We start from the raw sequence: 24,310 nt of genomic DNA on the forward strand, positions 1-24,310 counted from the left end.
GGTGGAGCGCGGGGGGACTCGCCCGTGGTCAGCGGCGCTCGCGGACGGCCGCGGCGATCCCGGCCGGGGTCGAGGTGTCGAAGAACAGGTCGAAGTCGAGCTCCACCCCGAGCGCGGCGCGGATCCGCGCGGTGATCTGGATGATCGTCAGGGAGTGCCCGCCGAACTCGAAGAGGTCGTCGTCCGGGCCGACTTCGGGCAGGCCCAGCACCTCGGACCAGATCGCCAGGACGGCTTCGGCGACGTCGTCGCGGACCTCCGCCTCCGCCGGGGAAGCGCCGGGAGCGGCCGAGGGCGGTCCGGCCGCGGGGGCCACGGGCGGCGGAGCGGGCAGGGCGCGGCGGTCGAGCTTGCCGTTCGGGGTGAGCGGCAGCCGGTCCAGGGCCACGAACCGCCGGGGCACCATGACGGCGGGCAGGGTGCGCAGCAGGTGGTCCCGCAGGTCGGCGGCGCCCGTCGGCCCGGTACCGGGCGCCGGGACGTGGTAGCCGACCGGTTCGGGTTCCCCCGGGCTCTCCTCTCGCACCGTGACGGCCGCCTCGGCGACCGCCGGGTGTTCCAGCAGTGCCGCCTCGATCTCGCCGGGTTCGATCCGGTGGCCGCGGATCTTGACCTGGTCGTCCGCCCGGCCGTGGAAGGCCAGTTCGCCGTCCTCGGTCCAGGCGGCGAGGTCGCCGGTGCGGTACATCCGGTGGCCGGCGGCCGGGGCTTCGGCGGACAGGCCGTCGGCGGTCGGGGTGCCGGCGGTCGGGGCGTCGGCGGACGGGGCGTCGGCGAACGGGGCGTCGGCGAACGGGGCGTCGGCGAACGGGTCCGCGGTGAAGCGCTCGGCGGTCAGGTCGGGTCGGCCCCGGTAGCCCTCCGCGACGCCGTCGCCCCCGAGGTGGAGCTCGCCGGGCACCCCGACCGGCAGCGGCCGGTGGTCCGCGTCCAGAACGTACGCCCGGGTGTTGGCGATCGGCCGGCCGATCAGCACGGCCTCCGGCTCGGTCGGGACCTCCGCGCAGGTGGACCAGATCGTCGTCTCGGTGGGCCCGTAGACGTTGAACAACCTGTCGACGCCGGCGCGCAGTTCACGGGCCAGCGACAGCGGCAGCGCCTCGCCGCCGACCAGTGCGGTCAGCCCCGGCGGCAGCGTCCCGGCGCCGATCAGCACCCGCCAGCCGGAGGGGGTCGCCTGCACGTGGGTCACGCCCTCGCGACGGACCAGGTCGCGCAGGCCCGGGCCGTCCAGCGCGGCGCCGTCCGGTGCGAGCACCAGGCGGCCGCCGGTGGTCAGCGGCAGCAGCAGTTCCAGGCCGGAGATGTCGAAGGAGAGCGAGGTCAGCCCGAGCCACACGTCCTGGGGCCCCGAGCCGAGCAGGTCGGCGAAGGAGGCCAGCAGGTTCACCAGCGCCCGGTGGCCGATCTCCACGCCCTTCGGCCGCCCGGTGGAGCCGGAGGTGTACAGCACGTAGGCGAGGGCGCCCCGCGCCCCCACTGGAGCCGTGTCCGGGGCTGGGGCCGGGTGGTCCGTCCCGAGCCGGAGCACGGCCGGCGCCGCCGCCGCCAGCTCCGGGGCGGGCTCCCGGTCGGTGACCAGCAGTACGGCGCCCGAGTCGGCCAACAGGTACGCCAGCCGCTCGCCGGGATAGCCGGGATCGAGCGGAAGGTAGGCGGCCCCGGCGGCGTGCACGGCGAGCAGCACGGCCGGCAGGTCGGCGGAGCGGTCCAGGTGCAGGGCGACCAGGTCGCCCGCCGCGACCCCGGCCCCGCGCAGCACCGCCGCCATTTCGTCGACCCGCGCGACCAGGTCCCGGTAGCTCAGCCGCCCGGTGGCGGCGCTGACGGCGGGGGCGTCCGGTGTCTCGGCGGCCCGCTCCCGCACCAGGTCCAGCACCGTACGGTCGCTCGGGTAGGCGCGGGCGGTGGCGTTCCACCCGGTGGTCACCAGGCGCCGCTCGGCCTCGCCCAGCAGGGCGAGGTCTCCCAGCGGCGTCTGCGGCCGCGCCGTCGCGGCGTCGAGCAGCGCCCGGTAGTGCCCGGCGATGCGCTCGGCGGCAGCCGGCGGCAGGACCGCCGGGGCGTACTGGAGGGAGCAGTCCAGGGTGTCGGCGGTGTCGACCACCTGGAGGTGGAGCGTGTTGCGGGCGGCGCCGTTGAACACGGCCCGGTCCACGCGCGCGGCACTGTCCGGGAACACCGGGTCGGCGCCCCGGGCACGCCGGTACCCGAACGACACCGGGGCCAGACCGACCCGGGCCGTCAGCCCGCCCACCGCCGCGCCGAACGGCACCGCACGGAACGGGTACCCGGCGCGCGCCTCGGCGCGGACGGCCCGGGCGAAGTCGGCGAAGGAGTCCTGGACGCTCGCCCCGGCCGGCGCGTGGACCGGCAGCTCGTTGACGAACAGCCCCGGCTCACCGGCCTGTTCCGGCGTCCGGACGGACAGCGGCACGGAGACCGGGACGGCCTCGCCGCCGTAGCGCAGCAGCAGCCCGTGCAGCGCGGCGAGCAGGAACTCGAAGACGGTGACGCCGCTGCGCCCGGCCGCGTCGGCCAGCCGCGCCCGGGCCGGACCGTCCAGCCGCCAGCCGATCGACTCCCCCGGCCCCGCCGCCGTGACGGCCTGCCGCAGCCCGGGGAGCACCGGCGCCGTCGCGGCGGCCCAGCGCGGGCCGTACCAGTCGGCGGCCCGGCGCACCAGCTCCGGAGCGGGCGGGGCGGGTGGAGAAGCCGGAGCGGACAGGGAGGGCGGCGTGGCGGCCTCGCCGTCGACACGGGCCTCGCCGTCGGCACGGGCCTCGGCATAGGCCTCGGCGAGGCCCGCGACCAGGACGTCCTTCGACTCCCCGTCGAACACCGCGTGGTGAACGACGATCAGCAGTTCCGCCGCCCCGCCCCCGCAGCGGTAGAGGGTGAACCGCGCCGGCGGTCCGGCCGCCAGGTCGAACGGCCGCGCCACCTCCTCGGCCAGCCGCTTCTCCAGGTCCTCCACGCGGTCCCCGGAGGCGTCGACCACCTCCAGGCCCGGGGTGGGCCCCCGCTCCAGCAGGACCTTGCCGTCGCGTTCCACGAACGCCGCGGACAGCGCGCCGTGACGGTCCGCCAGCGCGGACACCGCCCGGCCGAGCGCCCCGGCGTCGACCCGGTCGAAGGAGATCCGGACGGGCATCTGGAACGCCCCGTGCACGGGCCCGAGTTGCTCGGTGAGCCAGATGCCCTGCTGGAAGGACGACGCGGGCACGGGGAACGACTCAGGCATCTGCGGCTCGATTCGGCAGTCGGCGAAACGGGAGGGGCGCGCGACCGGGCAGCGACGCTGCCGCCACGGATCCGCTGGTGACGCGGCCACCGAATACCGCCCGGCCCACCCCTGGCCGGCCGACCGGCCGCACCGGCCCCCACCCTCCCGGCCGCCCAGATCCCCCCTGCGCACACCCGGGCCGGAGCCGGTCTTCTCCCCCGCGAAAAAGACCTTGGTCCAAACCTGCCGAGAGATTCGCAGAGAACCCACCCCTCGTCAAGGGTTCTCCACCCTCCCCACCAGGCGTCATGTACGCGCCCAGCCTGCGGGAATCCCGCCGTTCCGACTCCGTCCATGAGCCCGCCATGCACGGCGGGGCGACGAAGGCGGCTCCGCGTCGGAGCGGATCGGGCCCGGAGCGGTTCAGGGCCGAAGCGGATCAGGCCTGCGGCGGTTCAGGCCGGGCCGGGCGGCCCCGGCTCACCTGCCCGGGGCGGCGGCCGCGAAGCCGCCGAGGAAGGCGAGCGCCTCCTCGGCCGGGCTCCCGGGGGCGGCCGTGTAGACGACCAGGAGGTGGCGCGCGGCGCCGGGCGCCTGGAAGGTCTCGTAGTCGAGCGTCACCTCGCCGACCACGGGGTGCCGGAAGCGCTTGGGGCCGTGGGTCTTCTCGTGCACGTGGTGGCCGGCCCACAGCCGGCGGAAGGCGGCGCTGCCGAGTGCCAGTTCGCCGATCAGGCGCACGAGTTCGGGGTCGTGCGGCTGTCGGCCGGAGGCCATCCGCAGGATGCCGACGGTGGTGCGCGCGGTGTCCTCCCAGTCGAGGTGGACGTCCGGCGCGCCCGGGTCGAGGAAGATCCGGCGGGCCAGGTTGCGTTCACGCGGCGGGAGTTCGGGGAAGTCGGCGATCAGCGCGGCGGCCAGCCGGTTCCACGCCAGGACGTCGTTGCGGTCGTTCATGATCAGCGCGGGGGTGGTCGGCATCGCCTCCACGACCCACCGCAGGGCGGGGCGCAGGGCGTCGCCGTCCCGTCCGGCGCCCGCCGCCCTGGCCGCCGAGCGGCGGGGCGGGCGGGCCAGGTCGTACAGGTGGGCGCGCTCGGCGGGGCCGAGCCGCAGGGCGCGGCCGAGCGCGTCGAGCACCTCGTCGGACGGGCGCTCGGCGCGGCCCTGTTCCAGCCGGACGTAGTAGTCGGTGCTGAGGCCGACCAGTTCGGCGACCTCCTCGCGCCGCAGGCCGGGCACCCGGCGGCGTCCGGTCGGCGGCAGCCCCGCCTGCGCGGGTGACACCAGCGCGCGCCGGGTGCGCAGGTAGTCGCCGAGGCTGGCGGCGAGCGTGATCGGTTCGGCCATGCGTTCCAGTATGGGGCGCCCGCTCAGGGGTGCGGGGGCCGGAGGGTGGCCCTGTCACACCCAGGGAACGGGGCTCTCTTCATCCGACGGCGGCGCCCGCCGACGATCGGGGCCATGACTGTTTCTCCCCGCCTCGACGACGCCCGTCCCGACGGCGCCCGTCCCGAAGGCGCCCGCCGCGCCGCGCCGCCCCGGACCGAGCACCCGGCGGGCACGGCCGCTCCCCCACCGCGTACCGAAGGCGGTCCGGGCGGCTACTGGGCGACCGTCACCGCCGTCGGCTGCGCCAGCATGATGCTGCCGTTCTCGGTGACCGGGGCCGCCGTGGCGCTGCCCAGCATGACCGCGCAGCTGGGCTCCTCGGTGGGCGCCGCCCAGTGGATGCTGAACGCCTTCAACCTCACCTTCGCCGCCCTGCCGCTGGCGGCCGGCGGCCTCGCGGACCGGATCGGCCGGCGGCGCGTGCTGCTGTCGGGGATCGCGCTGGTCGGCGCGCTGTCCGCGGTGGTGGCGCTCGCGCCGTCGATGGCCGTGGCCGACGCCGCCCGGGCGGTGCAGGGGTGCGGGGCGGCCGCCGTGCTGGCGGCGGGCGCGGCGGTCCTGGCCCAGTCCACCTCCGGGCGGCGCCGACGACTCGCCTTCGGGATCCTCGGCACCTCCTTCGGCACCGGCCTGGCGATCGGGCCGCCGGCCGCCGGCCTGCTGGTGGAGGCGGCCGGCTGGCGGTCGGTCTTCCTGCTCGTCGCCGTCCTGGCCCTGCCCGCGTGGCTGTGCGCCACCCGGGCCCCGGAGTCCCGCAACCCGGACCACCCCGGGATCGACCTGCCCGGGGTGGTCTGCTTCACCGGCGGGCTCGCCGCGCTGTCGTACGCGCTCGTGCAGGCCGGCACCGCGGGCTGGACGGCGCCGGGCACGCTGCTGCCGCTGGCGGGCGCGGTGCTGCTGCTGGTCCTGTTCGCCGGGGTGGAGGTCCGCCGGGCCGGGCGCGCCATGGTCGACGTCCGGCTGTTCCGCAGGCCCGAGTTCCTCGCCGTGGTGTGCCAGCCGTTCACCGTCACCCTGGGGTTCGTCGTGCTGCTGGTCTACCTCCCGGCCTACCTCCAGGGCGTGGGCGGCAGGAGTGTCCTGACCAGCGGTCTGCTCCTGCTGCCGATGACGGCGCCCGTCCTCCTGCTGCCGTTGGTGGCCGGGCGCCTCGCCGCCGCCGTCTCCGTCCGGGCGGTGCTGACCGCCGCCTCCGCGCTGATCGCGGCGGGCTCCCTGCTGCTGGTGACGGTGCGCGGCGACGGGTCGTGGCTCGCGCTGGCGGTGCCGCTGCTGCCGTTCGGGGCCGGGGTCGGACTGGCCTTCGGGGTGATGGACGACGCGGCCGTCGGCACCGTCCCCGCCGAGCACGCCGGGGCCGCCGCGGGCGTCTTCAACACGATGCGGATCACCGGGGAGTCCGTGGCCGTCTCCGGGGCCGCCGCGCTGCTCAGCACGCTGACCGCCGCGCACCTGGGCGGCAGCGGCCTCGCCGCCGACGAGGCCGCGCAGCTCGCCGGACAGGCCGTCCAGGGCAGGGTGGCCGCGGCGCACCAGGCCGCCCTGGCCGCCGGGTTCACCGACGCCCTGCACGTCCTCGGGCTGGCCCTCGCCGCGCTGTCCGCCCTCGGCGCGGTGCTCACCTACCTCGCCCTGGCGCCGGACGAGTCGGCCTGACCTGCCGTCGGAGCCGGGGCGGGGGCCCGGGGCCGCCGGAAAACGGCGGGGCCCGCCCGGGAGGTCGGGCGGGCCCTGCCGTCATGCGGTGCGCGTCACATGTTGATCATGTGGCCGGCGAGGCCGTGGATGGCCTCCTTGACCGCCTCGCCGAGGGTGGGGTGGGCGTGCACGTTGCGGGCCACCTCGTGGACGGTGAGGTCCCACTGCTGGGCCAGGGTCAGCTCGGGCAGCAGCTCGGTGACCTCGGGGCCGATCAGGTGGGCGCCGAGCAGCTCGCCGTGCTTGCCGTCGCTGATGACCTTGACGAAGCCGATCGGGTGGCCGAGGCCGTGCGCCTTGCCGTTGGCGGTGAACGGGAACTTGGCGACCTTGACGTCGTGGCCCAGCTCGCGGGCCTGAGCCTCCGTGTAGCCGAAGGAGGCGATCTGCGGCTGGCAGTAGGTGGCGCGCGGGATCATGGCGAAGTCGACCTCCATGGTCTCCACCCCGCCGATGGTCTCGGCGGCGATCACGGCCATCGTCTCGGCGGCGTGCGCGAGCATCAGCTTGGCCGTCACGTCGCCGATCGCGAAGATGTGCCCGGCGCTGGTGCGGCCGCGGCCGTCCACCGCGATGGCGCCGCGGTCGGTCAGCTTGACGCCCGCGTTCTCCAGGCCGTAGCCGTTGACGCGCGGCGCGAAGCCGATCGCCTGGAGCACCTTGTCGGCCTCCAGCACCTGCTGCCGGCCGTCCCTGGTGACGGTGACCTTGACCTTGGCGTTCGGGTCGCTGTCGTCGATCGACTCGACCCGGGTGGAGGTGAGCACCTCGATGCCGAGCTTGCGGTACTGCTTGGCCAGTTCGGTGGAGACCTCGACGTCCTCCAGCGGCACCACGCGGTCCAGGAACTCGACGATGGTGACCTTCACGCCGTAGTTGTGCAGCACGTACGCGAACTCGACGCCGATCGCGCCGGCGCCCGCGATGATGATGCTCTCCGGCAGCTGCTCGGTGAGGATCTGCTCCTCGTAGGTGACCACGCGGTCGCTCAGGCTGGTGCCGGGCAGCAGCCGGGTGGTGGCACCGGTGGCGATGACGCAGTGGTCGAAGGTGACGACGTCGAAGCCGCCGCCGCTGAGCGCGACCTGGAGGGTGTGGTCGTCGACGAAGGTGCCCCAGCCGTCGTACTCGGTGATGCCGTTCTTCTTCATCAGGTAGTGGACGCCCTTGACCCGGCCGTCGGCCACCGAGCGGCTGCGGCGGAAGGCCTCGCCGAAGTCGAAGGTCACCTGGCCCTCGACCTTGATGCCGAAGGTCTTGGCCTCCTTGGTGAAGATGTGGGCGAGCTCGGCGTTGCGCAGCAGGGCCTTGGAGGGGATGCAGCCGACGTTCAGGCAGACGCCGCCCCAGTACTTGGCCTCGATGACGGCGGTCTTCAGGCCGAGCTGAGCGGAGCGGACGGCTGCGGTGTAGCCGCCGGGGCCGGCGCCGAGGACGACGACGTCGTAGTGCGTGCTCATGTTGCTGACTCCTCCGAGGGTGTCACGGTCTCGTGATCTCGGTCCCATGGTGTCAGGACCGGGTTCGACGCACCCACCGGGTCTCGGCGGATGCGCTCCGCGCGGCACCGTACCCGGCCCGGGGCCGGATTGTCAGTGCCCTCGGCTACGGTGCTCGCAACCTGGCCGGTCAGGGGCGGGGCCCGGGTGAGGTCCGGGGCGAGGCCCGGTCCGAGGGCCGGTCCGAGGGCCGGGGGTGCGAGCGGGAGGAGGGGCCGAATGGCGGACGAGCGCGGCGGAGCCGGCGGATGGGGCGGGTGGGCCCGCCGCCCGAGGACGGCAGCGGGCCCACCCGGGCGTCAGGCCGTCACCTCGTGGGCGTGGCCCCCGCTCATACCGCCGCCGCCACCCGCCTGGCCGGCGGGGTGCTGCGGCGGCACGGGCCGGTTCAGCGAGGAGAGGTCCCAGGCGTAGGTGCCGACGGCGTGGGCGATCACGTCGATGTTGACGTCGAAGGCGTCCATGTCGATGTTCTTCAGGCCGTCGCAGGCCTTGTGGTAGCAGGCGTCGAAGGCCACACCCGCCGTGCCGCCGTAACGGTCCTCCTGGGCCGGCGACTTGACCACCTCGGCGCCGGTGTCGGTGCCACCGGCCGGGATGCCCGCGTCGATGAACGGGCCGTAGTCGGAGCGGCCGTTGAAGGCGGTCGGCTCGTGCGGCAGGCCCCGGCCGTCCAGGTAGCCGGTGAGGTCCCGCTCGATCTGCGCCGAGCCCTCGGGGCCGGCGCCGCCGCCGGTGCTGCCCGAGCCGTCGTAGACGAACTGCGCGTAGTTGGGAGAGGCGATCATGTCGAAGTTGAGGTAGAGCCTGATCTTCTTCCGGTCCGCCTCGGAGAGCGACTTCACGTACGCCTCCGAACCCTTGAGGCCGAACTCCTCGGCGGACCACCAGGCGAACCTGACCTTGTTCTTCACCGGGTGGACGGTCAGGTTGCGCGCGACCTCCAGGATGCCCGCCGCACCGGAGCCGTTGTCGTTGATGCCGGGCCCGGCCGCGACGGAGTCCAGGTGCGCCCCGACCATCACGGTGTCGGCCGGGTCGCCGCCCCTGGTCTCGGCGATGACGTTCCAGGTCTTGCGCGGCTCCATGAAGGTGCGGATGTCGAGGTCCAGCCGGACCTGGCCGGCGGCGGCCTTAGCGGCCAGCGCCTCCCCGGCGGCCCGGGTGATCCCGCCGACGGGGATCCTGCCGGCCGCCGGGTCCCCGAGCGTGCCGTTGAGGTCGCCGTCGGTGTTGTTGTAGATGATCGCGCCCACCGCACCGGCTGTCGCGGCCGCCGCCTGCTTGACGGCGAAGCCGCAGCCGCCGCGCTGGATCAGCGCGATCCGGCCGGTGAACGCGCCGGCCGGGTAGTCGGTGGGCGCGCAGCCGGTCGCGGCGCTGACCGGGGCGACCGCCAGGTCGGCGTTCAGGCCCGCGTCCGGACCGCCGAGCGAGTACGTCATGGCGATCAGCGGGATGCTCTCGGCCTGCGGGGACAGCACCTGCAGCCGCTCCGAGCGGGCCTCGAAGAAGGTGTACTCGAACTCCTGCCGGGACACCTTCAGCCCGGCCCGGCGGGCCTGCTCGTAGACGTAGCGCGCGGACTCGTCGTGCCCCTTCGAACCGGCCACCCGGGTGCCGCCGTTGCGGTCGGCGATCCGCTGGAGCACGGCCAGGGTGTCGTGGGCGCTCTCGGCGTCGGCGGCCTCGACCAGGCGCGCGGCGAGCCTCTCGCCTCTGCGCGCCGGGTCCGGGTCGGCGGCCGCGCCGCCGGCCCCGGCCAGCAGCAGCGGGGCGGCCACGGCGGCGACGGTCAGGACGGCGCCCGCGCTCCGGACGGTGGCAGTGCGCGGGCGCTGGTCCCGGCGCTGCTGGCGCGGTATCGGGGTGGACTGGTCGAGCGGGCTGGTCGGGCGGAGGGGCAGGGAGGTCAGGCGGCGGGATCGGGGCTTCAAGGCGATTCCTTCCGGCGGTCCGTGAACTCCCGATTTGACATGACCGGCATCACGTTGCCAAGGCCGCCGCGCGGCCGCGGGATGCGGACGGCGGCGGAGGCGGTGATCCTGGAGGAGTGGGGCCGTCTCTTCCAGGAGCGTGACCAGATGTCCATGTTGGATAAGCTCAAGGGCCTGCTGAAGGGCCACGAGGACCAGGCCGACAGGGCCGTCGACAAGGCGGGGGACGCCGTCGACGAGCGCACCCAGGGCAAGTACAGCAGCCAGGTGGACGCCGCCCAGGAGCAGGCGAAGAACCAGTTCCGCGACCAGCCGCCGCAGTAGTACCAGACCGAACCCCGCCGTACGCCTGCGGTCCCGGTCAGGCCCGCCCGGCCGCACCGGGGCCCAGCCGTTCCGGGCTGTCGTTCAGCTGTTCCGAGCAGGCGCCGAGCCGTCCTGCTCCGGCGCGGCCCCGGCGGCGGGCTGCCGCGCCCCCGCCTCGCCGTTCGTGCCGCCGGTCCCGCAGTTCTCGCACGGTTGCGGTCCGGGCCGCTCGCGCAGGCGTCCGCACTCCGGGCAGACCCGGTCCAGCCAGCAGGCCGCCTCTCCGCCTTCGTCCATGCCTCCGAGTCTGCCCGGAACGCCCGCGCCGACGCGAGTAGACACTGTCTACAGCGGCCTGGTAGACAGGGCCCATGACCGATCAGGAGAAGGACCTGCGCGCACGCCTGGTGGCCGCCGGCGTCGAACTGGTGACCAGGGAGGGCGTCCACGCCCTCGGCCTGCGCGAGATCGCCCGGCAGGCGGGGGTCTCGCACGGAGCCCCCCGCCGCCACTTCCCCACCCACCGCGAACTGCTCGCCGCCATCGCGCGGCACGGGTTCGGCAGGCTCACCGACACCCTGGCCGGCGCCGACGCGCTGGCCGCCACCACCGGCGCGGCCCCCCGCACCCGGCTCGACGCGCTCGCCCGCGCCTACCTCGGCTTCGCGGCGGCCAACCCCGGCATGTTCGAGCTGATGTTCCGTCACGACCTGTTGGAGGGCAGCGGAGCGGAGCTGCGGCACACCACCCTGCCGATGTTCCACACCGTCGCCCGCCTGGTCGGCGAGGCCCGCCCGGAGTCCACCGACCCCGGACCGGCGGCCGCCGCGCTGTGGGCGAACCTGCACGGACTGGCCCAACTGCGCACCTGGGGCAGCCTGCGGCTCATCACCGGCGGCGAGGACGTCGAACCGCTGCTGCGCGCCGCCCTGGACGCCCACCTCGGCCCGGCCCCCGGGGCCCTCCCCCGGGGAGCCGTCACACGCCGGTGAGGCCGTCGATGCTCTCCCGGAGCAGGTCCGCGTGCCCGCTGTGGCGGGCGCACTCCTCGATCAGGTGTGCCAGGATCCAGCGCAGCGAGACCGTCTCCGAGCCGAATACGGCCGCCGCCCGCCCGGACAGGCGCCCGGTGTCCTCCGGCGCCGCCTCGGCGGTCAGTTCGCGGCCCTGCTCGACCTCCGCCCGCCAGTCGGCCAGCGCCTCGGGCACGCCCCCCCGTTCCGCCGTCTGCCGACGGAATGCCTCGAATAGAGATACCTCTTATCGAGACACCTCGACTAGAGGTAACATGGGGCGCGCCACAGGGCGCACTCCGACGAAAGGGCTTCGACCGTGCTGACCCTCGCGATCCTCGGCTTCCTGTACGACCAGCCGCTGCACGGCTACCAGCTCAAGTCCCGGATCACCGGCCTCACCGGCCACGTCCGGCCGGTCAGCGACGGCGCGCTCTACCCCGCCATCGCCAGACTGGAGAAGGCCGGACTGCTGCGCCGCCGCGCCGAACCGGGCAGCGGGGCCGCACCGCGCCAGACGCTGGAGCTCACCGAGGAGGGCCGGGCCGAGCTGCGGCGCCGGCTGGCCGACCCGGAGCAGGCCGAGATCACGGACCAGATCCGCTTCTTCGCGCACGCCGCCTTCCTGCACCACCTGTCCGACCCGCCCGCACAGGCAGCCGTGCTCCGGCGCCGGCTGGCGTTCCTGGACGAGCCGAGCGGCTTCCTCCACGACGGCGAGGGCCGCGCGGTCACCGCCGAGTTGGAGCCGAACCCCTTCCGGCGCGGCATGCTGCTCGTCGCCCGGGCCTCCACGGCGGCCGAGCGGGCCTGGCTGGTGGAGACCATCGCCGAGTTGGACGGCCGGGTGCACTGACCCGCGAGGCCGAGCACCCGGCCGGGCGCACCGACCCGCGAGGCCGTGGACGCGGCCCGGCGCGCGCCTTCGCACAGCAGCGCGAACGCGCGAAATCGCGCCGTTGCGAATCGGCTCCCAGCCGGCCTCCGCGTCGCTATGATGATCGGCCTCACGTCTGCGGCGTCCCCTCCGCGGCGTGACCCCGCCACCGCGCCCCGCCCGCCCTCCTGGAGGCCGCCGTGCCCACCGCCGAGACCGCAGCTGCCCGCCCCGCGCCACTGACCCGGGACGACATCCCCGGCTGGTTCTTCCGTCTCGACCGGGCGGCCTTCGGCCACCTGCTGGCGGCCCAGACCACGGCGGGCGCCACCGGCGACATCCTCGAACTCGGCAGCTACCTCGGCCGCAGCGCCGTCCTGCTCGGCGACCACCTCCAGACCGGCGAACGGCTGACCGTCTGCGACCTGTTCGACTCCGAGGCGGGCGACGAGGACAACGCCGCCGAGATGGCGATGTCCTACCGCAAGACCCTCACCCGGAGCGCCTTCGAGGCCAACTACCTCGCCTTCCACGGCGAGCTGCCGGAGATCGTGCAGGCGCCCACCTCGGTGCTGGCCGACGGCCGGATCCCGGCCGGGAGCTGCCGGTTCGTCCACGTCGACGCCTCCCACCTGTACGAGCACGTCGCCGGGGACATCGCGGTGACCAGGGCGGCGCTCACCGAGAACGGCGTCGTGGCGCTGGACGACTACCGCTCGGAGCACACCCCCGGTGTGTCGGCGGCGGTCTGGGAGGCGGTCTTCACCGGCGGCCTGCGGCCCGTGCTGCTCACCCCGATGAAGTTCTACGGCACCTGGGGCGACGCCGCGGCCGTCCGGCAGGTCCTGCTCACCCGCGACTGGCGGGCCGAGGGCTACACGGTGGACGACGACACCATCGCCGGGGAACCGGTGCTGCGGCTCAACTACCAGGTCAAGGCCCCCGTCCAGCAGTCCACCTCGCGCCGGCTGGCGCTGGACCTGCTGCCGCCGGTCGCCACCCGGGCGACCCGCCGGGTGCTCCGGACGCTGCGCGAGCGCCGCGCCGTCCGGCCCGTTCCGGCCTCCTGACGCTCCGGCGCGCCGACGCGCGCCCGCAACTCCCCCCTCCCGCCCCCACCACGGCTACGGCTACGGCTACGCGCCCATCGCCGAGGGCGGGGGATACTCCGGCGACCGGGCCCGACCGGGCCCGACCGGATCAGGGCGGTGGCGTGGATCTTCCACGCCACCGCCCTTTTCATATGTCTGACATATATTCAATTCCACTCCTCACTCGAATGAGTGAATTCCACTTAAAGATTTGCCCACGTAACGTTAAAGGCCACATAGTGATGACACCTCAGTTCGGTCTAGGGAAGACCAAGTCCAGGCAAAGTCACCACGAGTGAGGAGAAGGCCTTGTTCCACGGAACCACGGCGTCGGGCCACGGGCAGCGGCTCCGCGAGGAGATCGCGAGCCCCGGAGCCACGCCCCTCATCGGCGTCTACGACATGTACTCGGCCTCCATCGCAGCCGAGCACTACAACGGCATGTTCGTCTCCGGATTCGGCTTCGCCGCCTCCTACTACGGCCTGCCCGACATCGGGTTCATCGCCTGGCCGGACATGGTCGGCTTCGTCGAACGGTTGCGTGGCGCCTTCCCCCGGCACCATCTCCTGGTCGACATCGACGACGGCTACGTCGATCCCGAGGTCGCCTGCCACGTCGTGCGCAGCCTCGAACGCATCGGCGCGTCCGGCGTCATCCTGGAGGACCAGAAACGGCCGCGCCGCTGCGGCCACGCCGACGGCAAACAGGTCCTCCCGTTGGAGGAGTACCTGGAGAAGCTGGACCTCGTCCTCGCCAACCGGACGGACCTCCTGGTGGTCGCCCGCACCGACGCCACCGAGGAGGAGGACATCCTGCGCCGCGCCCGGGCGCTCGCCGACACCGACGCCGACGTGGTGCTGGTCGACGGGGTGCGCAGCGAGGACTGGATCCGGCGGATCCGGCAGGTCGTCGGCGACAAGCCGCTGTTGTTCAACCAGATCGCCGGCGGCAAGTCCCCCCGGCTGTCGCTCTCCGAGCTGACCGAGCTGGGGGTGGACGTCGCGATCTACAGCACGCCCTGCCTGTTCGCGGCCCACCGGGCGATGGACGAGGCGCTGGCCGGGCTGAAGGTGGCCGACGGGCGGCTGCCGGCCGGCGCCGGGGAGAGCCGGCAGATCGGCGTGCGGGAGTCCACCGAACTGCTGGAGCGGAACATCGCGCGCTCGCACCCGCTCGCGGGGGTGACGGTGTGACGGCCGGACTGCGCGGTCCCGCCCCGCCCCCGGCGGCCGCCGTCCTGCGGGCCACCGCGCTGGGGCTGGCCGGGGCGTGCGGCCTGCTCGCCGGCGCGGCGGCGCCCGCGGCGGCGGGCGGGGGGCTGATCACGCTCGTCGACAACTCCCACGCCGACTCCTGGGTGGAGATCGACCGCACGGCCAACGTCCAGAACGGCAGCGGCTCTGCGGGCAGCGATCACGACGGCGCCGGGTCCCTGGTGGGCGGCCTGCTCGGGTCCGGCCCGGGCGGGGCGGCGATCGGGGGTGGCCGATGACCGACAACACCGTCCGCCGGGGCCGGTGGCGCGGGCTGTGGCCGCGCCGGCTCGACCCGTACCTGGCCGCGCTCGCGGGGACGGTCGGCCTGGCCGCCCTGTTCCCGGCCACCGGGGGCTCGGCGCGGGTGGCGGCCGTGGCCTGCAACCTGGCGGTGGCGCTGCTGTTCTTCCTCTACGGCGCCCGGCTCTCCGCCCGCGAGACGCTGGCCGGGCTGCGTCACCTTCGCCTGCACGGGCTGGTGCTCGCCGCCACCTTCGGCCTCTTCCCGCTGCTCGGGGCGGCCACCGCGCTGCTCACGCCCGTCCCCCTCAGTGGGCAGTTGCAGACCGGGGTGCTGTTCCTGTGCCTGCTCCCGTCGACGGTGCAGTCCTCGGTGGCGCTGACCGGCGCCGCCGGGGGCGACGTCGCGGCGGCGATCTGCGCGGGGACGTACTCCAGCCTGGCCGGGCTGCTGCTGACCCCGCTGCTGGCGGCCTGGCTCCTGGACGTGCACACCGCGCTGTCGGCCGAGGGGCTGCTGCGGATCGGGGCCCAGTTGCTCGCGCCGTTCCTGCTCGGGCAGGTGCTGCGGCCGTGGATCGGCGCCTTCCTCACCCGGCACAGACGGGTGCTGACGCCGGTGGACCGGGGCTCGATCCTGCTCGTCGTCTACACCGCGTTCAGCGCGGCGACGGCCCAGGGCAGTTGGGGCCTGGCCACCCCGGGCGCCCTGCTCGGCCTGCTCGCGGTGCTGCTCGCCCTGCTGGCCGCCGCGCTCGCGGTCACCGGGCTCGGCGCACGGCTGCTGGGGCTCGACCGGCCGGCCACCATCGCGGCGGTGCTGTGCGGCTCGCAGAAGAGCCTGGCGAACGGCCTGCCGATGGCCACGGTGCTCTTCGGGCCCCAGGCCGGGCTGCTGGTCCTGCCGTTGATGGCGTATCACCAGCTCCAGCTGGTGGCCGGCACCGTGCTCGCCGGCCGCTGGGCCCGCGCGCCGGACGCCACGCCCGCCGGGCAGTCCCCGCCCGCCGATCGGGTACCGGCCGCGCTCACGGGGCCGGGCGGGCCGCCCGTTCCCAGGTGAGCCGGCGCCTGGGGCCAGCGTCCGGTCCCGCTGTCCGGGGCCGGACCGCGGCGGCGCGCGCGTAGTAGTCGGCCGCGTCGGCGGTGAAGCCGTCCTGTTCCGCGAGGCGGCCCGCGCGGTCGAAGTGGTCCCACGCCTCGCCGTTGCGGTCCAGGGTGGCCAGGGCCCTCCCGCAGATGTCCAGGAGCATCGCGCGGCGCGCGACGACCTGGTCCTCCGGGGCGAGGTCGAGCGCGTGCCGCGCGAGGGCGAGCGCCTTCGCCGGTCGCTCGTTCAGCAGGTGGTACCGCGCCAGGTAGTAGGTCGTGAGCATCTCGGTCTGCGGGCTGCCGGCCCTGCGGGCGAGCTGCGCGGCCCGCTCGTAGCCGAGGCCGGCCAGGTTCGTGTCGCCGAGTGCCTCCCGGGCCTGGGCCAGGTTCGCGGTGGCGATCGCCTCGCCCTCGGTGTCGTCGGCGCGCCGGGCCAGATCGGGTGCGCGCAGCAGGTGCGGCAGGGCCTCCTCGTACCGGCCGTCCTGCCCGAGGACCCAGCCGAGCAGGCTCCTGACGCGGGATTCCGCGTCGGCCTCGGCCAGTTCGACGGCGGAGCCGAGGGCGTGGCCGAGCGGAACCTCCCAGTCGGCTCCGGGCTGCTGGACGACCAGCGGCCACAGCAGCAGGGCGAGTCGCCACGCCCGGTGGTGGTGCCGGCCGGCGGCGGCCGCCGCGGTGGCGGCGACGAGGTTGCGCCGTTCCCTGGCGTACCAGGCCATCGCCTCCTCCCGGTCGGCGAAGACGGGCGTCGACACCGGCGTCCGGAAGTCCTCCGGGAGCCGGCAGCAGGGTTGGCTGCCCGCCACCGCCGCGCTCGCGGCGGCCAGGGCGGCGTACAGGTAGTGGTCGAGGAGCGGAAGGAGGCGGTCGCCCCCGGGGGCGGGGCCGAGCGAGCGGGCGAACAGCCGGATGAGCCCGTGCAGGGCGTAGCGGTCGTGCCCCCGTTCCTCCACCAGGTTGGCGGCGACGAGGCGTTCCAGCACGGCGCGGCTGCCGTCCGGGCTGTCGTCCGCCAGCGCGGCGACGGCCGCCACGTCGATGTCGGGGCCGAAGTGGTGGGCCAGCAACCGCAGGACGGCGACCGCGTCGGGCGGGAGGTGGTCCACGCTGACGCGCAGGACGGAGGCGAAGTCGATGCCGTCCACCGCGAGGAAGGAGATCCGCCGCTGCCCGTCGCGGAGTTCCTCGACCGCGTCGCCGAGCGAGCGCTCGGGCCGCACCGCCAGCCGGGCCGCCGCCAGCCGCAGGGCCAGCGGCAGCCCGTCGCACAGCCGCACCAGGCGCCCGGCGGCGTCCGGCTCCGCTCCGACGCGGTCCGGTCCGAGGATGCGGGCGAACAGTGCCTCGCCCTCCCCCGGCCCGAGCCGGTCCAGCAGCAGCGGGCGGGCGCAGTCGCCGGCGACCAGGCTCTCCAGCCGGTTGCGGCTGGTGACGACGGTGGCGCAGCCCTGGGCGCCGGGCAGCAGCGGGCGGACCTGGTCGTAGCTCAGCGCGTCGTCGAGGATGACCAGCAGGCGGCGGTTCCGGAGCAGCGAGCGGTAGAGCGCCTCGGCCGCGGCGGTGTTCTGCGGGATGTCGTCGGGCTGGATGCCGAGCGCGCCGAGGAAGTCCCGGATGACGAAGGCGGGGTCGGCGATCGGGGCGGTGTCGACGAAGCCGCCGAGCCGGGCGAAGAGCACGCCGTCCGGGAAGTCCGCCGCGGCCTGCTGGGCCCAGTGGGCCACCAGCGCGCTCTTGCCGATCCCGGCCGGCCCGGTGACCAGACAGATGGGCGAGTCGTGTGCGGTGTCCCGCACGGCCGCGTCGAGGGCGGCGAGTTCGCGCTTGCGCCCGGTGAAGCCGGCCGGTCGGCGGGGCAGCAGGAGCGGTCGCCGCAGCTCGTGCGCGCCCGGCTGTCCCGCGCCGCGGTACGCGTCCGCCTGACGGTGCGCGTCAGCCTGGCCGTGCGCGTCCGCCTGGCGGCGCGCGTCGGCTCGGCGGTGCGCGTCCGTCTGGCGGCGGGTGGCCTCCTGCCGGTCCGCGGCCTCCTGTCCGTGGGGGTCCCCGGGCCGGTGGGTGTCCTCCCGTCGGCGTGCGGCGCGTGGCGGGCTGAGGATCCGGTCGTAGGCCTCGACCATCGCGGGGCCGGGGTCGACGCCCAGTTCGTCGACGAGCAGTCGGGCCGTCCGGTGGTAGAGCTCGATGGCCTCGGCCTGCCGGTTCGTCGACAGCAGAGCGTCGAGCAGGAGCGCCACCAGGGATTCGCGCAGCGGATGCCGGTCCGCCGGGCCGCGCAGCACCGCGACGGCCTCCTCGGCGCGCCGGCCGGCGGTCAGCGCCTGGCCGAGCTCCTCCACCGCGCCGAGCCTCGCCTCCTCCAGTTCCGCCGCGGCGGCGACGACCGTGGGTGTGCCGCAGAGTCCGGCGAGTGCCGGGCCGCGCCAGAGCGCGAGGGCCTTGCGCAGCCCCGGGATGCCGGCCGGTGCGCCGTCGCCGGTGCGCGCTTCGGCGACGGCGGCGCGGAACCGCTCGCCGTCGATGTGGTCGGACGGCGCCTGGAGGAGGTAGCCGTCACAGGCGGTGGCGATGGTGACCGGGCCCACGTGGTGCAGCAGCCGGCGGAGTTGGGAGACGTGCCCCTGGATCACGGTCTTGGCGTGCCTGGGCGGCTGCTCGCCCCACAGGGCGTCGGTGAGGCGGTCGTTCGTGACCAGCGCGTCGTTGGCGAGGAGCAGCATCGCCAGCAAGGTCCGGCGTTTCGGTGGCCCGATCTCGACGAACTGCCCGTTGCACCGGACTTCCACCGGTCCGAGCAGCCGGAATTCCAACAAGGGTCCCTCCCCACTGCCGATCACCTGCGCAATGGGTAAGGCTACCCTTGTCAGTGGACACTCACGCGCACACCCCCAGCTGCGGAGGAGCGGTCAGGGGTGCACACGAGAACGGCGCCAACGGTCCGCTGCCCGCCGGCTCAGGTGATGTGGACCCCGACCGTAACCCGCCCCCGGCGGGCGGGCGTCACCGGACGTAGTAGGCGCGGTTGTGGGCGGCGACCGGCGGGGACTGGTAGGTCCAGACCCCGGCGGCCGGGGCGTCGGCGATCAGGTGGGCGAGGTCGCGGGCGGACTCCTCCGCCGGGTTGCCGAGGTCGAGCCGGACGCGGTCGGCGGTGCGGTCGTCCAGGGCGTAGTAGCGGTAGGGGTGGTAGACGTTGAGCGGGCCGGCGAGCAGCTTGCCCTCGTCGTCGGTGCCGTAGCCGGTGATCGGGGTGTTGTTGACGGATTCGGCGGTGAGGCCGATCAGGTTCACGTCGAGGGCGAGGAGTTGCTCGTCGTGGCGGCGCAGCCCGTCCGCCCCGAGGGTGGCCCGGCGGCAGGAGACGGACCAGCGCTCGCGCACGGCGGGGGCGTTGAGCGAGGGCAGCGCGGTCTCGAACCAGCCGGGGTGCTTGGGCTCGGCGTACAGCCGGCGCCCGGCGTCGATGGCGAGCGGGTTGTCGCACAGGACGTGAAGACGGGCGATGCCGAGCAGCTTGGTCTGGTCGTAACCCCGGGCGTACTGGCCGTAGTTGAGGACCGGCAGGCGGTCCCCGGCGAACACCGGGTGGGCGACCAGGTTGATCTCCAGCTCCTCGGTGATGCCACCGCCGTTCGGGTACTGGGCGAAGTACAGCTGGTAGTTGAGGGACACGCAGGCCCCGCCGTCGAACACGGCGGCGGTCAGGCCGGGGTGGCGCTTGCCGAGCAGTTCGCGCGCCCGCTCGGGCTCGACCAGGTAGTCGACGCCGATGTTGTGCAGCGCGCCGTAGTGGAAGGGCAGGTGGTACGGCTCCGGTACGGGCGGGAGCGGCAGGCCGGTCATGGTGTCTCCGGAAGGGCGGGCGAACGGATGGCGGGCGAAGGGGTACCGGCGACGGACACCGGGCGGTGCAGGTCCAGCAGGTCCTGGTGGATCCGGTCGGCGCTGCGCAGGGCGAGGGCGGCCATGGTGAGCGAGGGGTTGGAGGTGCCGAGCGAGGGCATCGAGCCGCACCCGACGGCGTACAGGTTGGGGTGGTCCCAGCAGCGCTGCCAGTGGTCGACGACGGAGGTGGCGGGCGAGTCACCCATGACGTGGGTGCCGCCGGCGTGGCCCGCTCCCCGGTAGCCGTAGGCGGCTCCCAGGTGTTCGAGGCGGCCCGGCCACTGCGGACCGGCCGGGTAGGCGGTGTGGTCCTCGGCGCCGAGCAGCGCGAACAGCTGGTCGGAGACGGCGCGGGCCGAGACCATGCCCGCGCGGACGTACTCGTCGAGGTCGTAGCGGACGGCCGGACCGGGGAGGCCGAGCGGATCGCGCCGGTCCGGGTCGAGGGTGACCCGGTTGGCCGGGTCGGCGGGCTGCTCCAGTTCGAACTGGAGCGAGAACTGACGGCCGAGCCGGTCGCCGAGGCGTGTCCGCAGCTCCTTGCCGCGCAGCCCGGCGGCCAGCAGTGCGGCCGTCTCCGCCTCGGGGGAGCCACCGGCCCAGGACCAGCCCCAGTTGCCGATCTCGATCCGGAACGGGGCCCGGCGGGCGCGGGCCGGGCCGAAGCGGAAGGCCTCCAGGCCGCTGGTGGAGCCGGGCCCCCGGTAGGGCCCGACCTGGCCGGGCATGAGCCCCCAGGTGAGCAGCGCCGGGTGGTCCATCAGGTTGCGGCCCACCTGGTCGCTCCGGTTGGCGAGGCCGGACAGGAGCAGCAGCCGGGCGTTCTCGACGGCGTGCGCGGCGAGGACGACCAGGTCCGCGTCCACCCGGTGGGCCGCGCCGCCGGCCAGGTACTCCACCCCGGTGGCGCGCCCGGTCACCGGGTCCGCGAGCACCCTGGCCACCACGGCCCCGGTGCGCAGTTCGACGCAGGGCGCCCAGCGGGCCTGGGTGCGCAGCGGCGTGTACTTGGCGCCGGTCGGGCAGACCGGGACGCAGCTGGCGCTGCCCGCGCAGGGCGGGCCGAAGCTGTCGCCGGGCCGGGTGGGCAGGCCGTTGCGGGCGTGCGGGGTGCCGGTGACGGCGAGCCGGGCGGGGCCGGGCATGGCGGGGTCGCGGACGGTCCGGCCGTCGAGGGCGTGGGCGAGCCGGCGGTCGAGGTGGCTGGCCGGGATGGCCCGCATGGGGAAGGCGTAGTCGTCGGGGATCGGCAGTCCGACGGCGCGGCGCTGCTCCCCGGCGTCGGCGGCGACGCCGAGTTCGTGTTCGGCTGCGCGGTAGTACGGCTCCAGGTCGTCGTAACCGATCGGCCAGTTGCGGCCGCGGCCGAGGTCGCCGGTGCGGAAGTCCTCGGGGTGCATGCGCGGGGTGAGGCCGGTCCAGAGCAGTCCGGTGCCGCCGTTGGCGCGCAGGTAGCCGCTGGCGTAGGGCAGCGGGCCGTCCTGCCGGAGGTGTCCGGTGGCGGTGAAGCCGCCGCCGGGCAGCCCGGTGAGGTCGGTGACGTCGAGGGACGGGGCGTCGGGGTCGTGCGGGTAGGGCGAGGTGGGTGGGCCGCCACCGGCCGCGCGGAAGGCGGCGGCGGTCTCGGGCCCGGAGAGCGCGACCCGGCCGGCTTCGAGGACGAGGACCCGCCGGCCCTGCTCACCGAGGCGGTGGGCGACCAGCGTTCCGGCGAAGCCTGCGCCGACCACGACGACGTCCCAGCGGGCGGTCACCGTTCCTCGCCCCCTCGGGGTGCCTCGGCCCAGCTGCCGTGGCCGGGGGCGGCGGCGCCGGGCGGGTCGGCGCGGAAGGTCCGCCAGGCCAGGCCCTGGTCGTAGGCGCGGGCGGAGCTGGGGGTCTCGCCCGGCCAGGCGCCGACGTACCAGAGGTGGACCAGGGCGTGGTCGTCGCGGACCCGGTGGGCCAGGGTCGTGCGGTGGTGCTCGTGCGCCATGCCGGTGGCGCGCAGCTCGGGCTCGTCGAAGCCGGTCAGTTCGGCGCACACGCGCAGGAACTCGTCGAAGTCGGCGAGGTCGTCGGGCGCGCCGAACTCGGCGAGGCAGTCAACGGCAGGATGGTCGTCTGGCACGGACAAGCGGGCACCCCCACGGTCGTCGACGGTGGCCAAGACATGACAGACCGTGGGGTGGGTGGAGACGGCGGCCCGTCAAGGTCTGCCAGCGCGATCCTGCCGCCCGCCGTCGTCACCGGGAACCCGTTGCCCGAATGTGCCCGGTCTTGGCCGCCTCCTGCCCGATCGGCCGCCCACTGCGTTCGGTCGGCGGCTGTTTCCGGTCGGGCTGCGGGGGCGGGCGAGGGTACGGCGAGGGGCCCGACAGGGCCGGGCGGAGGTCCGACGGAGGTCCGACGAGAGGTCCGACGGAGGCCTGACGAGGGGTCCGGCGGAGCTCAGCCGAGAGCGCGGACGGCCGCCAGGACGTCGAGGCCCAGCTCCGGGTCCGCCTCCTCCGGCAGGCTGACGGACAGCCGGTCGACCAGGCCCGCGTACCGGCGGGTCAGCTCGCGGGCGACGTCCTCGACCGGACCGGACACCGCGAAGGTGTCGAAGACCTCGTCGTCGATCAGCGCGGCCATCTCCGCCCAGCGGCCGCGCACCGAGTGGGTGTGCAGTTCCTCCTGCAGCCCCTCCCACCCGTGCTGGGCCAGCACCGGGCGGTAGGCCGGGGTGGAGGCGTAGAACGCCAGCCGCTCCCGCACCCCGGCCCGGTTGGCCGCCAGTTCCTCCTCCGTCCGGCCGGTGGCGGTCAGCACGCTGCCGGCGACCTCGAACGGCCGCGCCGTCCACGGGGCGCCCTCGGCCTCGGCCCGCGCCCGGGCCGCGGTCAGACCGGGCAGCACCTGCTCGGCCAGGTAGGCGGGCGAGGAGAACGGGTGGCTGAGGAACCCGTCGGCCACCGCCCCGGCCGTACGGGTCATCAGCGGTCCGACGCCGGCCAGCAGGATCCTCGGCACCCCGGCGGGGACGGGGTCGGGCGAGAAGACCGGCGTCATCATCGTGTGGGTGTAGAACTCGCCCCGGAAGCGCAGCCGTTCGCCGGTCTGCCAGCTGTGCCAGATCGCCCGCACCGCGTGCACGTACTCGTGCATCCGCGCGGCCGGCCGGTCCCAGGGCATCCCGAAGCGCTTCTCGATGTGCGGCTTGACCTGCGAGCCCAGCCCGATGACGGCCCGTCCGCCGGAGGCCGCGTGCAGCCCCCAGGCCTGGTAGGCCAGCGTCATCGGGGTTCGGGCGAACGCCACCGCGATGCCGGTGGCCAGCTCGATCCGCTCGGTCCGGTCGGCGGCGCGGGCCAACTGGAGGAACGGGTCGTACGCGGTCTCGGCGACCACCAGGCGGTCCATGCCCCGGCGTTCGGCCCGCTCGGCGGCGTCGAGGATCCCCGCCGGGTGTCCGGAGGCGGTGGCGTCGAGACGGAAGGCGGGGGGTCGGTGCATGGCGGTGCTCCTGGGCGCGGGCTGCGGCGGTACCCGGGTAGCCTCCCACGCCGGCGCCCGGGCCCACCTCCGCGGCCTGCCGCTCAGCGCTTGAAGAACTCCACCTCGGCCAGCGCGATGGGGATCCCGGGCCCCGTCCCGGCGGCGGCGCGGACGACCAGCGTCACCTGCACGACGTCGCTGACACCGGTCAGCACCGTCTGCGGGCCCGGCTTGTCGTTCAGCGTCACCTTCTGCTCGTGCACCTTGCCGTCCGAGGTCGTCATCCGGAGGTCCAGGGCGGTGGGCCGTGCCTGCTGCTGGAACTGCTGCGGCTCGGTGGAGGAGCCGGTGTGGATGATGACGTCCACCAGCCGGAACGGTCGGGCGAAGGGGAAGCTGATCGAGTCCCCGACGTTCGGTGCCCCCCAGTAGGTGTTGCTCAGCCCGTCGACGGTCAGTTTCGCGGGGTGGCCCTCGACCTCCGCGCTCGCCACCGCCCCGGTGGGGGAGATCGCCGAGGCGTCGCGGAGCTTGTCCAGCACGTCCTCGTAGATGTTCCGCCCCGCCGGGTAGAACAGCACCCCCGCGACGACCAGCGCCGCCAGCACGAGCACCGCGATCATCCGGCGCAGGGTGCTGCCGGAGCCGCCGATGCGCACGCGGCGCCGGAACGGCCACCGGGTGCGCCACCACGGCAGGGCCGCGACGGGTTCGGTGGGGGTCAGCGGCTCCGCGCACCGCCGGCAGAACTTCCGGTCGGGCCGGTTGGGCGTGCCGCACCGGGGGCAGGGTGGGCCGACCTGGGCCTCGTCGGCCGCGGCCGGGCGGACGGTCGGACGGGGCGCGACGGGCTTGGCCGGCTGCACCGCCACCGGGTCCGCCGCCGCCGGCTGCCGGGCGGCCGTGGGCTGCGGTGGCACCGCGCCGGGGCGGACCGGCGGCACCTCGGCGGCGGGGGCGGGCGTGGGCGTGGGCTCGGGCTTGGGCTTGGGCGTGGGCTTGGGCGTGGATGCGGCAGCGGGCGCGGCGGCGGACGGCCTCGCCGGCTCGGCGGGCCGCGCGGCAGGCGGTTCGGCGGGCCGCGCCGCCGTCGGCTCGGCGGACGCCGCGGACGGCCGCACGGGCCGTTCCTCGCGCGCCGCGCCGGCGGGCGGAGCAGCGGCAGCGGGTGGGTTGGCGGCAGCAGGCGGGGCGGCGGCAGAGCCGGGTGCCGCGGAGGCGGGAGCCGCCGAGGTGGCGGCAGCCGTCCCCGACCAGCCCAGGTAGGCACCGCAGTTGCCGCAGAAGTCGTCCCCGTCCTCGTTGGCCACTCCGCACTCGGGACACGTACGCATA

The 24,310-nt window shown here is 75.2% G+C and carries 19 protein-coding genes and 1 pseudogene; 8 read left to right on the forward strand and 12 right to left on the reverse strand.

What is annotated here, in order from left to right:
* Window positions 1-28: 28 nt before the first annotated feature.
* Complete coding sequence (locus ACIQVZ_RS18385; RefSeq protein WP_402451113.1) at window positions 29-3,244, reverse strand: amino acid adenylation domain-containing protein; 3,216 nt, start codon at window positions 3,242-3,244, stop codon at window positions 29-31.
* A 462-nt stretch (window positions 3,245-3,706) separates the two neighbouring features.
* The gene (locus ACIQVZ_RS18390) at window positions 3,707-4,576 is read right to left on the reverse strand and encodes a helix-turn-helix transcriptional regulator (RefSeq protein ID WP_402451114.1); all 870 of its coding nucleotides are present in this window, start codon (window positions 4,574-4,576) and stop codon (window positions 3,707-3,709) included.
* A gap of 114 nt (window positions 4,577-4,690) precedes the next feature.
* Between ACIQVZ_RS18390 and ACIQVZ_RS18395 the strand changes: the two genes are divergently transcribed.
* The gene (locus ACIQVZ_RS18395) at window positions 4,691-6,277 is read left to right on the forward strand and encodes an MFS transporter (protein WP_402451115.1); all 1,587 of its coding nucleotides are present in this window, start codon (window positions 4,691-4,693) and stop codon (window positions 6,275-6,277) included.
* Between the two features lie 95 nt (window positions 6,278-6,372).
* Here ACIQVZ_RS18395 and lpdA read toward each other — a convergent pair whose 3' ends face one another.
* Together lpdA and ACIQVZ_RS18405 are read right to left on the reverse strand one after the other, a co-directional pair.
* Window positions 6,373-7,779, reverse strand: coding sequence for a dihydrolipoyl dehydrogenase (gene lpdA / locus ACIQVZ_RS18400; RefSeq protein ID WP_402451117.1), 1,407 nt, complete (start codon window positions 7,777-7,779; stop codon window positions 6,373-6,375).
* A gap of 338 nt (window positions 7,780-8,117) precedes the next feature.
* Window positions 8,118-9,617 (reverse strand): M28 family peptidase, encoded by a 1,500-nt coding sequence (locus ACIQVZ_RS18405; protein ID WP_402451283.1) that lies wholly within the window; start codon window positions 9,615-9,617, stop codon window positions 8,118-8,120.
* A 285-nt stretch (window positions 9,618-9,902) separates the two neighbouring features.
* Here ACIQVZ_RS18405 and ACIQVZ_RS18410 point away from each other — a divergent pair, with 285 nt between their 5' ends.
* Window positions 9,903-10,079 carry an antitoxin gene (locus ACIQVZ_RS18410; RefSeq protein ID WP_350881782.1) on the forward strand — a complete coding sequence of 59 codons (177 nt, stop codon included), beginning with the start codon at window positions 9,903-9,905 and terminating at the stop codon, window positions 10,077-10,079.
* Window positions 10,080-10,163: 84 nt separating this feature from the next.
* Here the strand turns inward: ACIQVZ_RS18410 and ACIQVZ_RS18415 are convergent, their stop codons facing one another.
* Window positions 10,164-10,358 carry a hypothetical protein gene (locus tag ACIQVZ_RS18415; protein ID WP_402451120.1) on the reverse strand — a complete coding sequence of 65 codons (195 nt, stop codon included), beginning with the start codon at window positions 10,356-10,358 and terminating at the stop codon, window positions 10,164-10,166.
* 74 nt (window positions 10,359-10,432) lie between these two features.
* Here ACIQVZ_RS18415 and ACIQVZ_RS18420 point away from each other — a divergent pair, with 74 nt between their 5' ends.
* Window positions 10,433-11,053 carry a TetR/AcrR family transcriptional regulator gene (locus tag ACIQVZ_RS18420; RefSeq protein WP_402451122.1) on the forward strand — a complete coding sequence of 207 codons (621 nt, stop codon included), beginning with the start codon at window positions 10,433-10,435 and terminating at the stop codon, window positions 11,051-11,053.
* Here ACIQVZ_RS18420 and ACIQVZ_RS18425 read toward each other — a convergent pair.
* Window positions 11,040-11,276: pseudogene (locus ACIQVZ_RS18425) on the reverse strand (DUF664 domain-containing protein); the annotation flags it as partial. The gene ACIQVZ_RS18420 and the pseudogene ACIQVZ_RS18425 sit on opposite strands and share 14 nt — an antisense overlap.
* A gap of 117 nt (window positions 11,277-11,393) precedes the next feature.
* Here ACIQVZ_RS18425 and ACIQVZ_RS18430 point away from each other — a divergent pair.
* From ACIQVZ_RS18430 to ACIQVZ_RS18450, 5 genes are all read left to right on the forward strand, one after another.
* Entirely contained in the window at window positions 11,394-11,930 is a 537-nt protein-coding gene (locus ACIQVZ_RS18430; RefSeq protein ID WP_350881788.1) for a PadR family transcriptional regulator, read from the forward strand.
* Between the two features lie 221 nt (window positions 11,931-12,151).
* Window positions 12,152-13,021: a class I SAM-dependent methyltransferase gene (locus ACIQVZ_RS18435; RefSeq protein WP_350881790.1), complete on the forward strand. Its 870-nt coding sequence runs from the start codon at window positions 12,152-12,154 to the stop codon at window positions 13,019-13,021.
* Window positions 13,022-13,351: 330 nt separating this feature from the next.
* Window positions 13,352-14,236, forward strand: a complete 885-nt coding sequence (locus ACIQVZ_RS18440) for an oxaloacetate decarboxylase (RefSeq protein WP_402451126.1) — start codon at window positions 13,352-13,354, stop codon at window positions 14,234-14,236.
* Window positions 14,233-14,535 carry a hypothetical protein gene (locus ACIQVZ_RS18445; protein ID WP_350881794.1) on the forward strand — a complete coding sequence of 101 codons (303 nt, stop codon included), beginning with the start codon at window positions 14,233-14,235 and terminating at the stop codon, window positions 14,533-14,535. The genes ACIQVZ_RS18440 and ACIQVZ_RS18445 overlap by 4 nt, the downstream gene beginning before the upstream one ends.
* Window positions 14,532-15,602 (forward strand): bile acid:sodium symporter family protein, encoded by a 1,071-nt coding sequence (locus ACIQVZ_RS18450; protein ID WP_402451128.1) that lies wholly within the window; start codon window positions 14,532-14,534, stop codon window positions 15,600-15,602. The genes ACIQVZ_RS18445 and ACIQVZ_RS18450 overlap by 4 nt, the downstream gene beginning before the upstream one ends.
* Here the strand turns inward: ACIQVZ_RS18450 and ACIQVZ_RS18455 are convergent.
* The 6 genes from ACIQVZ_RS18455 to ACIQVZ_RS18480 form a co-directional block, all read right to left on the reverse strand.
* Window positions 15,568-18,444 (reverse strand): BTAD domain-containing putative transcriptional regulator, encoded by a 2,877-nt coding sequence (locus ACIQVZ_RS18455; protein WP_402451130.1) that lies wholly within the window; start codon window positions 18,442-18,444, stop codon window positions 15,568-15,570. The genes ACIQVZ_RS18450 and ACIQVZ_RS18455 overlap by 35 nt on opposite strands.
* Window positions 18,445-18,631: 187 nt before the next feature.
* Window positions 18,632-19,474: a hypothetical protein gene (locus tag ACIQVZ_RS18460; protein WP_350881800.1), complete on the reverse strand. Its 843-nt coding sequence runs from the start codon at window positions 19,472-19,474 to the stop codon at window positions 18,632-18,634.
* A complete protein-coding gene (locus tag ACIQVZ_RS18465) occupies window positions 19,471-21,270 on the reverse strand; it encodes a GMC family oxidoreductase (protein ID WP_402451133.1) in 1,800 nt (599 codons plus the stop codon). Before ACIQVZ_RS18465 ends, ACIQVZ_RS18460 begins: the two co-directional genes overlap by 4 nt.
* Entirely contained in the window at window positions 21,267-21,626 is a 360-nt protein-coding gene (locus tag ACIQVZ_RS18470) for a hypothetical protein (RefSeq protein WP_350881804.1), read from the reverse strand. Before ACIQVZ_RS18470 ends, ACIQVZ_RS18465 begins: the two co-directional genes overlap by 4 nt.
* Window positions 21,627-21,946: 320 nt before the next feature.
* Window positions 21,947-22,993: a TIGR03617 family F420-dependent LLM class oxidoreductase gene (locus tag ACIQVZ_RS18475; protein ID WP_350881806.1), complete on the reverse strand. Its 1,047-nt coding sequence runs from the start codon at window positions 22,991-22,993 to the stop codon at window positions 21,947-21,949.
* Between the two features lie 83 nt (window positions 22,994-23,076).
* Window positions 23,077-24,309 carry an NADase-type glycan-binding domain-containing protein gene (locus tag ACIQVZ_RS18480; protein WP_402451135.1) on the reverse strand — a complete coding sequence of 411 codons (1,233 nt, stop codon included), beginning with the start codon at window positions 24,307-24,309 and terminating at the stop codon, window positions 23,077-23,079.
* Window position 24,310: the final 1 nt, after the last annotated feature.

The sequence above is a fragment of the Kitasatospora sp. NPDC098663 genome (assembly GCF_044760075.1).
Classification (GTDB): domain Bacteria; phylum Actinomycetota; class Actinomycetes; order Streptomycetales; family Streptomycetaceae; genus Kitasatospora.